Annotated in this window: 13 protein-coding genes, 2 tRNA genes and 2 pseudogenes; 10 read left to right on the forward strand and 7 right to left on the reverse strand. The window is 68.5% G+C overall.

The window, feature by feature from the left end:
- From I5I_RS03955 to ligA, 3 genes are all read left to right on the forward strand, one after another.
- A partial coding sequence (locus I5I_RS03955) for a cysteine desulfurase family protein (RefSeq protein ID WP_036316679.1) occupies positions 1 to 1,007 on the forward strand: 1,007 nt, incomplete at its 5' end.
- A gap of 9 nt (positions 1,008 to 1,016) precedes the next feature.
- The gene (gene mnmA, locus I5I_RS03960) at positions 1,017 to 2,114 is read left to right on the forward strand and encodes a tRNA 2-thiouridine(34) synthase MnmA (RefSeq protein ID WP_083867928.1); all 1,098 of its coding nucleotides are present in this window, start codon (positions 1,017 to 1,019) and stop codon (positions 2,112 to 2,114) included.
- Between the two features lie 94 nt (positions 2,115 to 2,208).
- Positions 2,209 to 4,536: an NAD-dependent DNA ligase LigA gene (ligA, locus tag I5I_RS03965; RefSeq protein ID WP_036316680.1), complete on the forward strand. Its 2,328-nt coding sequence runs from the start codon at positions 2,209 to 2,211 to the stop codon at positions 4,534 to 4,536.
- Positions 4,537 to 4,541: 5 nt separating this feature from the next.
- Here ligA and I5I_RS03970 read toward each other — a convergent pair whose 3' ends face one another.
- A complete protein-coding gene (locus I5I_RS03970) occupies positions 4,542 to 6,260 on the reverse strand; it encodes a long-chain-fatty-acid--CoA ligase (protein ID WP_051039464.1) in 1,719 nt (572 codons plus the stop codon).
- Between the two features lie 58 nt (positions 6,261 to 6,318).
- Between I5I_RS03970 and gatC the strand changes: the two genes are divergently transcribed.
- The 6 genes from gatC to I5I_RS04000 are packed head-to-tail and all read left to right on the forward strand — an operon-like array spanning position 6,319 to position 11,862.
- On the forward strand, positions 6,319 to 6,618 hold the full coding sequence (gene gatC, locus I5I_RS03975; RefSeq protein ID WP_036285370.1) for an Asp-tRNA(Asn)/Glu-tRNA(Gln) amidotransferase subunit GatC: 300 nt from the start codon (positions 6,319 to 6,321) through the stop codon (positions 6,616 to 6,618).
- Positions 6,615 to 8,126, forward strand: coding sequence for an Asp-tRNA(Asn)/Glu-tRNA(Gln) amidotransferase subunit GatA (gene gatA / locus I5I_RS03980; RefSeq protein ID WP_036316683.1), 1,512 nt, complete (start codon positions 6,615 to 6,617; stop codon positions 8,124 to 8,126). The genes gatC and gatA overlap by 4 nt, the downstream gene beginning before the upstream one ends.
- Positions 8,126 to 9,640: an Asp-tRNA(Asn)/Glu-tRNA(Gln) amidotransferase subunit GatB gene (gene gatB, locus I5I_RS03985; RefSeq protein ID WP_036316685.1), complete on the forward strand. Its 1,515-nt coding sequence runs from the start codon at positions 8,126 to 8,128 to the stop codon at positions 9,638 to 9,640. Before gatA ends, gatB begins: the two co-directional genes overlap by 1 nt.
- 60 nt (positions 9,641 to 9,700) lie before the next feature.
- Complete coding sequence (gene dinB, locus I5I_RS03990; RefSeq protein WP_036316686.1) at positions 9,701 to 10,960, forward strand: DNA polymerase IV; 1,260 nt, start codon at positions 9,701 to 9,703, stop codon at positions 10,958 to 10,960.
- Between the two features lie 22 nt (positions 10,961 to 10,982).
- Complete coding sequence (locus I5I_RS03995; protein WP_036285382.1) at positions 10,983 to 11,303, forward strand: hypothetical protein; 321 nt, start codon at positions 10,983 to 10,985, stop codon at positions 11,301 to 11,303.
- Positions 11,287 to 11,862, forward strand: a complete 576-nt coding sequence (locus I5I_RS04000; RefSeq protein ID WP_036316689.1) for an aminobenzoate synthetase — start codon at positions 11,287 to 11,289, stop codon at positions 11,860 to 11,862. Before I5I_RS03995 ends, I5I_RS04000 begins: the two co-directional genes overlap by 17 nt.
- Positions 11,863 to 11,875: 13 nt before the next feature.
- Here the strand turns inward: I5I_RS04000 and I5I_RS04005 are convergent, their stop codons facing one another.
- The 5 genes and pseudogenes from I5I_RS04005 to orn all read right to left on the reverse strand — a co-directional run bounded on the left by I5I_RS04005 (position 11,876) and on the right by orn (position 13,748).
- Positions 11,876 to 12,361 carry a DUF2017 family protein gene (locus I5I_RS04005; RefSeq protein WP_036316691.1) on the reverse strand — a complete coding sequence of 162 codons (486 nt, stop codon included), beginning with the start codon at positions 12,359 to 12,361 and terminating at the stop codon, positions 11,876 to 11,878.
- A pseudogene (gene clpS / locus I5I_RS04010) lies at positions 12,358 to 12,642 on the reverse strand (ATP-dependent Clp protease adapter ClpS). Before clpS ends, I5I_RS04005 begins: the two are co-directional and overlap by 4 nt.
- On the reverse strand, positions 12,639 to 12,989 hold the full coding sequence (locus I5I_RS04015) for a metallopeptidase family protein (protein ID WP_036316694.1): 351 nt from the start codon (positions 12,987 to 12,989) through the stop codon (positions 12,639 to 12,641). The pseudogene clpS and the gene I5I_RS04015 overlap by 4 nt, the downstream one beginning before the upstream one ends.
- A gap of 25 nt (positions 12,990 to 13,014) precedes the next feature.
- Positions 13,015 to 13,090, reverse strand: a tRNA-His gene (locus I5I_RS04020).
- A gap of 34 nt (positions 13,091 to 13,124) precedes the next feature.
- Complete coding sequence (gene orn / locus I5I_RS04025) at positions 13,125 to 13,748, reverse strand: oligoribonuclease (RefSeq protein ID WP_036285393.1); 624 nt, start codon at positions 13,746 to 13,748, stop codon at positions 13,125 to 13,127.
- An 86-nt stretch (positions 13,749 to 13,834) separates the two neighbouring features.
- Here orn and I5I_RS04030 point away from each other — a divergent pair.
- Positions 13,835 to 13,906: transfer RNA gene (locus tag I5I_RS04030), tRNA-Arg, on the forward strand.
- Positions 13,907 to 13,923: 17 nt separating this feature from the next.
- Here the strand turns inward: I5I_RS04030 and I5I_RS04035 are convergent.
- A pseudogene (locus tag I5I_RS04035) lies at positions 13,924 to 14,524 on the reverse strand (methionine synthase); the annotation flags it as partial.

Raw genomic sequence — 14,524 nt, forward strand, 5'->3', positions numbered from 1 at the left:
GATTCGAGCTCGGACCCGGGGATCCTCTAGAGTCTCTGTGGTGGAGCAAGCCCGATGATCGAGACGCCGTCGTCCTGCCCGACGGCGAGCACCATGCGAGCGTGGACACCGTGGATTGGCTGCGCTTGCGGGGCGCCCGCGTGCGCGCGGTCGCTCTCGATTCAGTCGGGCACATTCCTCTCGACCGATTCCGAACGGCGCTGAGCGCCCCCGACCCCGCGGCCCTGGCGACCGCGCTGGTCGCCAACAACGAGGTGGGTACGGTCCAGGATGCCGCTCAGCTGGCGGCATCCGCCGCGGCCGCCGACGTGCCGCTGCACCTCGACGCCGTCGCGGCGATGGGTCACCTGCCGGTGTCCTTCTCCACGTGGCGCGGCGATGCCCCACCGGGCGCCGGTCTGGTGGCCCTCAGCATCTCGGGGCACAAGGTCGGTGCTCCCGTCGGAACGGGCGCCGTCGTCGTCTCACGCCATGCCCGTATCGCAGCGCTGCTGCACGGCGGAGGCCAGCAACGCGGACTGCGCTCAGGCACGCCGGACATCGCCGGAGCCGCGGCGCTCGCCGTCGCCCTCGAAGACGCCGAGACCGAACGCGTCAGCGAACAGACACGGCTGGCGGCGCTGGGAGATCGGCTGCTGTCCGGCATCCGGGCCGCGATCCCGCAGGCCGAGTTACTGGGCGATGCCCGAGATCGCCTGGCAGGCAATGTGCACGTCCATCTGCCGGGCGCGATGGGGGAGACGTTGCTGTTCCTCCTCGATCAGGAAGGGATCTCGGTCTCGACCGGGTCTGCGTGCCAGGCCGGTGTCGCTGAACCCTCGCACGTCGTCCTCGCTCTGGGGCGCGACGAGGCCGTCGCGCGCTCGGTGCTGCGGATCACCCTCGGCCGCACCACCGCGCCGAGTGATGTCGATGCTCTGATCGCGGCGCTTCCGCTGGCCTATGCCCGGGCAACCAGTGCCGCCCGGCCGCGAGGACTCGGAGCCGCGGGCGTGCAGCCCTCGTAGACTGGAGCGATGCGTATCCTGGCGGCCATGAGCGGCGGCGTCGATTCCGCCGTGGCCGCTGCGCGCGCCGTGGATGCCGGTCACGACGTCGTCGGCGTCCATCTCGCCCTCTCGCGTGCCGGTGGCACCCTGCGAACGGGAAGCCGCGGCTGCTGCACGATCGAAGACGCGATGGATGCGCGCCGGGCGGCCGATCGGCTCGGCATCCCCTTCTACGTCTGGGATTTCTCCGAGCGGTTCCGCGACGACGTCATCGACGATTTCATCGCCGAGTATCGCGCGGGTCGGACGCCGAACCCGTGCATGCGCTGCAACGAGAAGATCAAATTCGCAGCTCTGCTCGAGCGTGCGCTCGAGCTCGGCTTCGACGCGGTGTGCACCGGTCACTACGCGATGATCGTCGATACACCCGACGGACGCGAACTGCACCGGGCGAGCGACGAGGCCAAGGATCAGTCCTACGTCTTGGGGGTGCTGACGGCCTCACAGCTGGCCCACACCTACTTTCCGCTGGGGTCGACCCCCTCCAAGGCCCTCGTGCGTGCCGAAGCAGCAGAGCGCGGCCTGACGGTCGCCCAGAAGCCCGACAGCCACGACATCTGCTTCATCCCCGACGGCGATACCCGCGGGTGGCTGGCCGAAAAGGTCGGCACCGCGCACGGCGACATCATCGACCGTGACGGCGCGGTCGTGGGAAGCCACGACGGCGCGCACGGGTACACGGTCGGACAGCGTCGCGGTCTGCAGCTGGGCGTTCCCGCGTCCGATGGCAAGCCGCGATTCGTCCTCGAGGTCCGTCCCGTCTCGAACACGGTCGTCGTCGGTCCGAAGGAGGCGCTGGCCACGGCGGAGATCTCAGGCTCTCGCCACAGCTGGGCCGGCCGAGCGCCGCAGGATGCCGAGTTCCCCTGCCAGGTGCAGATCCGCGCCCACGCCGACCCCGTGAGGGCGTCGGCCGTGGTCCGCGACGGCATCGTCACGGTGCGCCCAGATGCCCCCTTCGACGGCGTCGCGCCGGGTCAGACCGCGGTGCTCTACGACGGCACGCGGGTGATCGGGCAATTCACGGTCGACCGCACGGTCTCGGCCGTCCCCATCGCGGGTTGAGCTCGACCCCCGTCAGCGTGCGACCGCCGGCACCGGGCCACGCGCGGCGCGCAAGGAGCAGGGCGATGTCGGCCGCCCCACCTACACTGGCCGGGTGACGGATGATGAAGTCTCCCTTCCGACGAACCTCGACGACGCCCGCCTCGACGCGGAGCGATTGACCGACCTCATCCTCGGCGCCCGCGACGCGTACTACGGGCGCGACGCCGAGATCGTCGACGACGCGACCTACGACGGGTGGATGCGGCGGCTCGAAGCAGTGGAGCGCGCCTTCCCCGAGGTGCAGGGACAGGATTCGCCGACGCAGTCGGTGGGCGCGGCGCAGAGCTCGATGTTCGCGCCCGTCGAACACGCCGAGCGCATGCTCAGCCTCGACAACGTCTTCAGCGCGGACGAGCTGCGAGACTGGTGCACGAAGACATCGGCTGCCGCGGGACGACACGTCCGTTGGCTGCTGGAGCTGAAGATCGACGGCCTGGCCATCAATCTCCGCTACGAGCACGGCGTTCTCGTGTCGGCCGCCACCCGCGGCGACGGACGAGTGGGCGAGGACGTCACCGTCAATGCGCTCCAGGTCGCGGGCATTCCTGCACGACTCGCGGGTGAAGGGCATCCTCCGATCGTGGAGGTGCGCGGCGAGGTCTACATCCCCGTCGCGGCCTTCGACGAACTCAACGCTCTCCAGGCCCGGTTGCGCGAGCGTGTCATCACGGACGGTCGTGAGCGCGGAGGCGACGAGGAGAAGCTCACCCGAAGCGCCGCCCGCCGATTCCCGGCATTCGCGAACCCGCGAAACGCGGCCAGCGGCGGCCTTCGCCAGCAACTCGACAAGAAGAGCGGCATGGAGCTCGAAGCCGGACGCGCCCGGCTCGCATCGCTGCGGCTGCTCGTCCATGGGATCGGGGCATGGCCGGAGCCGCCCGTGTCCTCGCAGAGCGAGGTCTACGCACTGCTCGCGACGTGGGGGCTGCCGACGAGCACGTCTTTCCGCACCGCAGACGACATCGACGGCGTGGCGGCGTTCGTCGCGTACTACGGCGAGCATCGCCACGACGTCGAGCACGAGATCGACGGCGTCGTGGTCAAGGTCGACGAGCTGGCCTTGCACGGTGAGCTGGGCGCGACCAGTCGTGCCCCGCGATGGGCCATCGCGTACAAGTACCCGCCGGAACAGGTCAACACGAAGCTGCTCGACATCGTCGTCTCGGTCGGCCGCACCGGCCGGGCGACACCCTTCGCCGTGATGGCTCCCGCCCGCGTCGCGGGCTCGGTCGTCCGGCAGGCGACGCTTCACAACCAGGACGTCGTCGTGTCCAAGGGAGTTCTCATCGGTGACACCGTCGTGCTGCGCAAAGCCGGCGATGTCATTCCCGAGGTGCTCGGTCCCGTGGTCGAGCTGCGCGACGGCACGGAGCGGGCATTCGTCATGCCGACCCGGTGCCCGGAATGCGGCTCCACGCTGGCACCCGCGAAAGACGGCGACATCGACCTGCGCTGCCCCAACACGCGCGCCTGTCCCGCCCAGGTTCGGGGCCGCGTCGAGCACATCGGCTCCCGTGGCGCCCTCGACATCGAAGCCCTCGGCGAGGTCACCGCAGCGGCCTTGACGCAGCCGTCGGTTCCCGCCGTGCCCCCGCTGATCACCGAGGCCGGTCTGTTCGACCTCACACTCGAACAGCTCGTCCCGATCGAGGTGATCGTCCGCGACAGCGAAACAGGGGAGGCCAAACTCGATGACGACAGCGGCGAACCGATCACCCGCGCGCCCTTCCGTCGCCAACCCTCGTCGGCGGAGAAGAAGGAGGGACTCACAGGTCCCCAGCCGTCGGCCCAGGCGCTCACCCTTCTCGAGGAACTCGAGAAGGCCAAGACGAAGGACCTGTGGCGGTTTCTGGTCGCGTTGAACATCCGCCACGTCGGCCCGGTCGCCGCGCGGGCACTAGCGCAGTGGTTCGGTTCGCTGGACGCGATCCGCGCGGCCGAGCGCGACGCTCTCGCCGACGTCGACGGCGTCGGCGGCATCATCGCGGACTCGCTCCTGGAATGGTTCGCCGTCGACTGGCATCAGGAGATCGTGGAACGCTGGGCGGCGGCGGGCGCGGTCTTGGAGATTCCAGGTCACCCCGGCCCGGGAGCTGCCGTCGCCGCCGGCGGCGTGCTCGAGGGTGTCACGGTCGTTGCGACCGGCACGCTGGAGGGCTACACCCGAGAGGGCGCGCAGGAGGCGATCATTGCCGCTGGCGGGAAAGCAGCCTCGTCCGTGTCGAAGAAGACCGACTTCGTCGCCGCAGGCCCGGGCGCGGGCTCGAAACTCACCAAGGCGGAGGAACTCGGCATCCGCATCATCGATGCCGCGCAGTTTCGCATCCTCGTCGAGCAGGGGCCCGCCGCGCTCGGGGCACTTGATCCCGACGCGGGCTGATCGGCTCAGTCTCCTCCGGGATGCGTGAGCTCGAGCAAGGACTCACGCACCTGGCGACGCAGCACCTTTCCGATCAGCGACTTCGGCAGTTCGTCGACGATGAAGATCCGGCGGGGGACCTTGTAGGGCGTGAGGATGCTGCGGGCGTAGTCCCGGATGGAGTCCGTGTCGACGTCGGCTCCGGACCCGTCGAGCACCACGGCGGCGACGACCTCTTCGCCCGAATGCTCGCTGGGCAGGCCCACGACAGCGGCATCCACCACGCGCGGGTGCTGCCTCAGTGCGTTCTCGACTTCGGTGGGCGCCACATTGAACCCGCCGGTGATGATGAGCTCCTTGATGCGATCCACGATGCGCACGAACCCCTCGTCGTCGATCTGGACGATGTCGCCGGTGCGGAACCACCCGTCCACGAAGACCTCCTCGGTGGCCTCCGGCTTGCCGTAGTAGCCCTGGAAGACCTGCGGGCCCCGCACGATCAGTTCGCCCCGCTCACCGGAGGGCATGTCCACGGTGGGATCGTCCGGATCGACCACGCGACACTCGGTGCCGGGGAGGGGGAGTCCGACCGTTCCCGCCTTGCGATTGTCGGCGACCGGGTTCGCCATGAGAACCGGCGAGCACTCGGACAGCCCGTAGCCCTCGACGAGGTAGCCACCCGTCGCCCGCTCGAACGGCACGACGAGATCATGCGGCAACGCCATCGCTCCGGAGATGGCGACCTCCGTGCCGGCCAAGGAGACGCCCTCGGCGCGCGCCGCGGCGAGCAGTCGATCGGCGATCGGCGGCACCAGCGGCAAGAACGTCGCCGGGTGCTTCTTCGTCACTTCGAGGACCATCGCGGGTTCGAAGCGGGGAAACAGCACCAGACGGGCACCCATCGACATCGCGAAAGTGAGGCACAGGGTCAGCCCGTAGGCGTGGAACATCGGCAGCACCGCGTACACGACGCATCCCTTGCCGCGCTGGATCGACGGGACCCACGCTTGAGCCTGCCGGGCGTTGGCCAGGAGGTTGCGGTGGGTGAGCACCGCGCCTTTCGGCGTTCCCGTCGTTCCGCTCGTGTACTGGATGATGGCGACGTCGTCGGTGACCGGACCGGGGAAGGATGCCGCCAGTGCTTCGCTGCGTGCCAGGTGTTCCCAGGGCACGGCGTGCGACACGCGCGTGGTGAGCGCGTCGCGCGACTGACGGGCCTTCGCGAGGGGAAGCCGCAGCGCGAGACGCAGCGAGAGCGGCATGGCGGTCGTGATGTCGACGCTGACCAGCGTGGTGACGGCGAGATCGGCGGGGAACGCTTGCACGGTGGCGGCGACCTTGCTCCAGACGATGGCCGTGCGCGCCCCGTGGTCTTCGAACTGCTTGCGCAGCTCCCGTGGAGTGTAGAGCGGATTGTGCTCCACCGCGATGGCGCCGAGGCGCAGAATCGCGTAGAAGGCGATGATGTGCTGGGGACAGTTGGGCAGTACGATCGCGACCGTGTCGCCTTTGCCGACCCCACGCTCTCGGAGACCCGCCGCCACGCGGTCGATCGCCTCGACGAGGTCGCGGTACGAGGTCGTGCGACCGAAGAATTGCAGCGCCGGCGCATCCGGGTAGTCACGCGCCGATGCCGTGACGATGTCGAGGAGCGAGCCGGTGACCGGTTCGAGATCATCGGGGACTCCGGCGGCGTAGCTGGCGATCCACGGGCGGGGCGGGTCGTACGGGGCAGCGGCACTCACGCGGGCCAGCCTATCGGCCGTGAGAAGCGGGCCGAAGGGGGCCGACTAGAATCGACGGGTGTCTGAAATCACCCCTGAACTCGTTCGCCATCTCGGCGTTCTGGCCCGGATTCAGCTCGACGAGCACGAGGTGCAGCGCCTGACGGGGCAGCTCTCGGTGATCGTCGACAACATCGCGAAGGTGTCCGAGGTGGCAACGCCCGACGTCCCCGCGACGAGCCATCCCCTCCCGCTCGAGAACGTCTTCCGTCCCGACGTCGTCGGCCAGATGCTGACGGTGGAGCAGGTGCTGCAGAACGCGCCAGACGCCGCCGACGGGCGCTTCCGTGTCACGGCGATTCTGGGGGAGGAGCAGTGACCGATCTCACACGGCTGAACGCCGCAGACCTGGCCGCACGACTGGCCTCCGGTGACGTGTCCAGCGTCGAAGCGACGCAGGCCCACCTCGACCGGATCGCCGCCGTCGACGGCGATGTGCACGCCTTCCTGCACGTGAGTGACCACGCCCTCGAGGTTGCCGCCGACATCGATCGCCGCCGCGCCGCCGGTGAAGCCCTGGGCGAGCTCGCGGGAGTTCCCCTCGCGATCAAGGACGTGCTCGTCACGACAGACATGCCCTCTACGAGCGGCTCGAAGATCCTGGAGGGATTCCTGTCGCCCTACGACGCCACCGTCGTCGCGCGTTCGCGCGCCGCCGGCCTGGTGCCCCTGGGGAAGACGAACATGGATGAGTTCGCCATGGGATCGTCGACGGAGCATTCGGCGTACGGTCCCACGCACAACCCGTGGGACCTCGATCGCATCCCCGGAGGCTCCGGGGGCGGATCGGCGGCCGCCGTCGCCGCCTTCGAGGCTCCGCTGGCTCTCGGCTCGGACACGGGCGGATCGATCCGCCAGCCGGCGCACGTCACGGGAACCGTCGGCATGAAGCCGACCTACGGCGGGGTGAGCCGGTTCGGCGCCATCGCGCTGGCGTCCTCACTCGACCAGGTCGGTCCGGTCTCGCGCACCGTGCTCGACTCGGCGCTCCTGCACGACGTCATCGGCGGCCACGACCCGCACGACGCGACGTCGCTGACCGACAGCTGGCCCTCCTTTGCGGCGGCCGCACGCGAAGGCGCCGCCGGCGCCGGTCTTGCGGGGCTGAAGGTCGGCGTGATTCGCGAGCTGCCCGACAGCGGCTTCCAGGCCGGCGTGTCGGCACCGTTCCGCGCGGCGCTGGCGCTCCTCGAAGCGCAGGGCGCGGAGATCGTTGAGGTCAGCGCCCCGCACTTCGAGTACGGCGTCGCCGCGTATTACCTGATCCTTCCCGCGGAGGCGTCGAGCAACCTCGCCAAATTCGACTCCGTCCGTTTCGGCCTGCGAGTCGACGTCCCGGGCGGCACGGTCGAAGACGTCATGGCTGCCACTCGAGACGCCGGCTTCGGCGAGGAGGTGAAGCGTCGCATCATTCTCGGCACCTACGCGCTGTCGGCCGGATACTACGATGCCTACTACGGCAGCGCCCAGAAGGTGCGTACGCTCATCCAGCGCGACTTCGACGCGGCGTTCGCTCAGGTCGATGTCATCGCGACGCCGTCGGCTCCCACCACTGCGTTCAAGCTCGGCGAGAAGATCGATGACCCGCTGCAGATGTACCTCAACGATGTCACCACGATTCCGGTGAACCTGGCCGGCGTCCCCGGCATTTCGATTCCGTCGGGTCTGGCAGAGGAGGACGGGCTGCCCGTCGGCATCCAGTTCATCGCGCCGGCGCGGGAGGACGCCCGTCTGTACCGAGTCGGCGCCGCTGCCGAGGCATTGCTCGTCGATTCGTGGGGTGGTCCTCTGCTGGACCGTGCCCCGCTTCTGGGAGGGAACCGCTGATGGCCACGGCCGCACTGATGGACTTCGACGAGGCACTGAAGCTCTACGAGCCCGTGCTCGGCTTCGAGGTGCACGTCGAACTCAACACCGAGACGAAGATGTTCTCGCCCGCGGGAAATCCGGCGCACGCTTCGAACCACGATGCCGCCCCCAACACCCTCGTGGCGCCAGTCGACATGGGCCTTCCGGGGTCGCTGCCGGTGGTCAACGAGACGGCGGTGCGGTTCTCGATCAGCCTCGGGCTCGCCCTCGGGTGCCAGATCGCGCCATCGAGCCGCTTCGCGCGCAAGAACTACTTCTACCCCGACCTCGGCAAGAACTACCAGATCTCGCAGTACGACGAGCCCATCGCCTTCGAGGGCCAGATCGAGGTGGAACTGACCGACGGGACGGTCTTCGAGGTGCCCATCGAGCGGGCGCATATGGAGGAGGATGCCGGCAAGCTCACGCACGTCGGCGGCTCCACCGGCCGCATTCAGGGCGCGGAGTACTCGCTCGTGGATTACAACCGCGCCGGCGTCCCGCTCGTCGAGATCGTGACCAAGCCGATCTTCGGCGCGGAACACCGTGCACCCGAGCTGGCCGCCGCGTACGTGCGGGCGATTCGCGACGTGGTGCTCTCGCTCGGCATCTCTGAGGCGCGCATGGAACGCGGAAACCTCCGCTGCGATGCGAACGTGTCCCTGCGCCCGCGCGGGCAGGAGAAGCTCGGCACGCGCACCGAGACGAAGAACGTCAACTCGATGCGCTCGGTCGAACGCGCCGTGCGTTACGAGATCCAGCGTCAAGCGGCGATCCTCGCCGCCGGCGGGACGATCACGCAGGAGACGCGACACTGGCACGAAGACACCGGGACGACCTCTCCGGGGCGTCCGAAGTCGGATGCCGACGACTACCGTTACTTCCCGGAGCCCGACCTCCTGCCCGTCGCGCCGTCCTCCGCGCTGGTCGAGTCGTTGCGTGCTGCTCTTCCGGAGCCGCCCGCCGCGCGTCGGCGACGTCTGAAGGCCGAGTGGGGCTTCGCCGACATCGATTTCCAGGGAATCGTGAATGCGGGCCTGCTCGCCGAGGTGGACGCGACCGTCGCAGCGGGCGCTGCGCCTGCGGCCGCGCGCAAGTGGTGGATGAGCGAGATCTCTCGCATCGCCAACGCTCAAGGAGTCGAAGCTTCATCGCTCGTCACCCCCGCATCGGTGGCCGCACTGCAGCAGCTCGTGGACGCCGGTACGCTCACCGACAAGCTGGCGCGTCAGGTGCTCGAGGGCGTCATCGCCGGCGAAGGCACGCCGCAGCAGGTCGTCGACGCACGCGGTCTTGCGGTCGTCTCGGACGACGGCGCGCTGATCGCCGCGATCGACGATGCTCTCGCCGCGCAGCCCGACGTGCTGGAGAAGATCCGCGACGGCAAGGTGCAGGCCGCCGGTGCCGTCATCGGCGCCGTCATGAAAGCGATGAAGGGTCAGGCCGACGCCGCACGCGTCCGCGAGCTCGTTCTGGAGCGCGCGGCGCAGTAGTCGCACACGCTGCCTTCTCGGTGGCGCCGCGATGTCGGCGGCGTCACCGAGAATGGACTCATGGGACGGGGTGACGGGTCGGGGCGGGTCGTCTCGCCGCCCGGTGCCGACGACACCGGCACCCGGATTCTTCACGTGGACATGGACGCCTTCTATGCGTCGGTCGAGGTCCTCCACGATCCCTCCCTGGCCGGCAAGCCGCTGATCGTCGGCGGTATGGAGGGACGCGGTGTGGTCTCCAGCGCCTCCTACGAGGCTCGTCGATTCGGCGTGCGGTCGGCAATGGGCGTCGCACAGGCTCTTCGGTTGTGTCCGCAGGCCGTCGTGGTCACTCCGCACTTCGAGCGGTATGCGAGCCTGTCACGTCAGGTGATGGCGACCTTCCACGACATCACCCCCCTCGTGGAGCCGCTCTCGATCGATGAGGCGTTCCTCGACGTGTCCGGCGCACGGCGGCTCTGGGGAACTCCGGGGGAGATCGCCCGGATGCTCCGGTCCCGCGTGAAAGCGGAGACGGGACTGATCTGCAGCGTCGGGGTGGCGGCCACGAAGCATGTGGCGAAGATCGCCTCCACGCGCTCGAAGCCCGACGGGCTGCTCATCGTCAGCGAACCCGACACCGCCGCCTTCCTCGCCGCGCTGCCCGTCTCGGCGCTGTGGGGGGTGGGGCCGAAGGCCGCGGAGACGCTGGAGGGTCGCGGCATCCGGCTCGTCTCCGACATCCTCGCCTCGCCGCGGGCCGTCCTGGATCGCGCACTCGGACCCGCCGGCGGGGAGCGCATCTGGCAACTCGCGCACGGCATCGACCCCCGAGCCGTCGAGACGGAACGCACGGAGAAGAGCATCGGGCATGAGGAGACCTTCCTCACCGACGTCGCCGACCCGGCAGTCCTGCGCAGCGAGCTTCGCCGGCTCTCCGATCGCGTCGCGGCGCGTCTCCGCGACGGAAGCTGGCGAGCCGGAACCGTCGCGTTGAAGCTGCGCTATGCCGACTTCACCACGCTTTCGCGCTCGCTGTCGCTGGCAGAGCCGTCGGACGTCGGCCAGCGGATCGGCGACGTCGCCATCGGCTTGTTCGACGCGCTGGAGCTGAGCCAGCCGGTGCGCCTGATCGGCGTGCGCGCAGAGAAGCTGCGCGGCGGTGACGGTGGATCCGTGCCGCTCTGGGATGAGGATGCCGAGTGGCGACGGGTCGACGCCGCCTTGGACGACGCGCGTGTGCGTTTCGGCGGGGGAGCGGTCACCCGGGCGAGCGTCCTCGGCCCGCGCCGTGATGTGAATGCTCTGCCGACGAATCCGCGGCTCCCTCGCACCGAGTGAGCTTCCCGGCTACGGTGGGAACATGCCCAATCTCGCACTCGAACTCGGCAAGCAGTCGGCATCGCTCGGCGTCAACAGCGTCTACGGCGAGCAGCAGGACGTCGACGGCATCCGCCTCATCCCCGTGGCTCTGTCGTGGTCGGGCTTCGGCGCCGGCGAGGATGAGAGCGGCAACAACGGCGGGGGCGGCGGCGGCTTCGCGGTTCCCCTCGGTGCCTACATCCGCAAGGGCGACGATCTGCGTTTCGAGCCGAACCTCGTGTCGCTGGTCGCGGTGGCGATTCCCTTCGTGTGGGTCGCGGGACGCACGCTCAGCCGCATCATCCGTGCCCTCAAGCGCTGACGAGGTCGATGCGGCGCTCTCGAGCGGGGTCGACCGCATCGAGTCCGCCATTGCGGCCTTGGAGCCGGAGATCACACCGATCGTCCTGATCGACGGACGGTCCGGCGCGGGCAAATCGACCCTCGCGCGACGGGTGCGCGAGCGGTGGGGGCGCCCCGTCAGCATGATCGGCCTCGACGAGCTGTATCCGGGGTGGGACGGGCTCTCGGCCGGTTCAACTCTGGCGCGGGAGTTCATCCTGATCCCCGTCAGCGAGGCAAGGGCGGCCGTGTGGCGACGGTGGGACTGGGCAGCCGATCGTCCGGGGGCCGAGGTGGAGACGCCCGCCGACGTCCCCCTGATCCTCGAGGGAGCAGGGGTGCTCACCCCGAGCACCGCGCCTCTGGCGCACGTGCGCGTATGGGTGGAATCGCCCGAGAATGCGCGGCGCGACCGCGCGCTCCCTCGAGACGGCGACACCTACCGGCCGCACTGGCGTCGCTGGGCCGACCAGGAAGAGGAGCACCTCCGCGCGCATCGCCCGCAATCGCTCGCAACGATCGTCATCGACGTCCCGTGAGGGCTGGAGGCGGTCAGTCCTCGATCGCCTGGAGCAGGCCTTCGAGGCGGAAGCCCAGCCAGTTGTAGACACCGAAGCGGGGGTCGTCGTCCTGCTCCTCTTCTGTGGTGATCCCGAGGCGTGTCGCGATCACCAGCCGCACCGCGGTCAACGTTCGCAACCACGCCGCGACGGCACCGGCATCCAGTTCGACGATCACCTCGGCCTCGGCGTCCGCGCGGTCCAGGTCTTGCGGACGCCGTGTCTGGCCATCGCGTTGCAGCGTCGCCAGCACCAGCGCCGCATCATCACGACGCCGATCGAGGAGGTCGTCCTGGGTCAGACGACGATACTCCGCGGCATCCTCCGGAGCGTCCCGGTAGCCGTCGGGAACAAGGCGCGCGACGCCCGGATCATCGACTCCGTCGATGGACTCGGCGAGCAGATCCGTGAACTGCAGGACGATGTCCGTGAGATGCGCGGCTTCCAGAGCGGACACCGCCATCCGCACCCTCGTCATGTGTCGGCCTTCCTGACGGTCGCCCAGAGGCCGTAGTCGTGCATCGCCTGGACGTGGAGCTCCATCTGCTCACGCGCGCTTTCGGCGACGACCGCGTGGCCCTCATTGTGCACCAGCAGCATCAGATCCTCGGCATGCTCGCAGACGTAACCGAAGTAACTACCGAAGACATGGACGACTTAGCTCATCAAGATGACCGGATCGTTCCAGACCACCGTCTGCCAGGGACCGATCACCTCCGAGCGCTCCTCCAGGCGGACATCCTCGAGGGGAATCGTCATGCCCAACCCAACTCGTGCAGGCGCTCGTCGTCGATCCCGTAGAAGTGCGCGATCTCGTGCACCAGTGTGGTGTGCACTTCGTCCCGGAGCTCCGCGATCGATCCGCAGGCGTGCAGATGCGGCTCACGGTAGAGGATGATCCGGTCGGGCAGCTCCCCGGTGCCGTAACGGTCGCGCTCTGTCAACGCCAGACCGTCGTAGAGACCCAGCAGGTCGAGGGAACCGTCCTCGGGCCGGTCCTCGACGACGAAGACGACGTTGTCGAGTCCGACGAGCATGCGCTCGGGCAGCAGATCGAGTTCGTCGGAGACGAGAGCTTCGAACGCGTCGGCGTCCATCTCGATCATGTCGACATCCCGATCGGGGAGAAAGTGGGGTGGCTAACGGGGCTTGAACCCGCGACCCCCGCGACCACAACGCGGTGCTCTACCAACTGAGCTATAGCCACCATGCGCCTGCTTCCAGGCAACCAGACGATTGTATTACACACCGGAGGCATACGACGACACGACGGCGGCCGCCGCGTCGCGTGCCTGGTCGCTGGAGGGCCCCGGCTCCGGAACGAAGACGGCCTGCCGGTAGTACGCCAGCTCACGAATCGACTCGAGGATGTCGGCCAGTGCCCGGTGGCCACCGTCCTTCGCCGGCGCGTTGAAGTACGCGCGCGGGTACCAGCGACGAGACAGCTCTTTGATGCTGGAGACGTCGACGCTGCGGTAATGGAGCCAGCGGTCGACACGCGGCATGTACTTTGCAAGGAACATCCGGTCGGTGCCGATCGTGTTTCCCGCAAGCGGCGCCTTGCCCTCGGGAGCGAACCTCTGGATGTACTCGAGAGCTTCGAACTCCGCCTCGGCCAGGCTGATACCGTCCGGGATCTCAGCGAGGAGCCCGGAGGTCTCGTGCATACGCGTGACGAAATCGTTCATGTTCGCCAGCGCCGAGGCGTCGGGTTTGATCACCACCTGGAAGCCGGGGTCGAGGACGTTGAGCTCGAAGTCGGTGACCACGATCGCGATCTCGACGAGTTCGTCGACGTCGAGGTCGAGACCGGTCATCTCGCAATCGATCCAGACGAGACGATCGTTCTCCGCGGCATTCACCATGCGTTCATCCTAATGAGGGCCTGCGACCTCGGCGCCGACGCGTCACGATCAGCGACGGGCCGGCGACCACAGTACGCTGGGAGAGCGCCTCCGTAGCTCAGTGGAAGAGCGACGGCCTTCTAATCCGTTGGTCGCAGGTTCGAATCCTGCCGGGGGCACCGCATCGAGCCGCCCGTCACGAGTCCGCGCCTGCCAGCTCGGCGCGCACGAGTGCTGCTCCGGCGGACAGTGCGCTCAGTTTGCCGAATGCGACCTCCCGTGACAGCGGGGCCATCCCGCAGTTCGAACTCGGAATCAGCTTGTCGGCGTCGACGAACGGCAACGCCCGCCGCAGCACCTCCGCGACCTCTTCCGGGGTCTCGACGTGCGCGCTGGCCACGTCGAGGGCGCCGAGCATGACCTTCTTGCCGCGGATGAGTTCGATGAGCTCGATCGGCACATTCGAGTGCTGGCTCTCCAGCGAGACGATATCGATACGCGAGCGCTGCAGAAGAGGGAAGGACTCCTCGTACTGACGCCACTCGGATCCGAGTGTCGCCTTCCAGTCGGTGTTCGCCTTGATGCCGTACCCGTAGCAGATGTGCACCGCGGTCTCGACGCGCAGGCCCTCCGCGGCGCGTTCGAGCGCAGCGATTCCCCAGTCCTTTCACTCGTCGAAGAAGACGTTGAACGCCGGCTCGTCGAACTGGATGATGTCCACTCCGGCGGCTTCGAGTTCGCGAGCCTCCTCATTGAGGATCGTCGACTCTAGAGGATCCCCGGGACCGAGCTCGAAT

The sequence above is a fragment of the Microbacterium sp. B24 genome (genome assembly GCF_000333415.1).
In the GTDB taxonomy this organism is placed as follows: domain Bacteria; phylum Actinomycetota; class Actinomycetes; order Actinomycetales; family Microbacteriaceae; genus Microbacterium.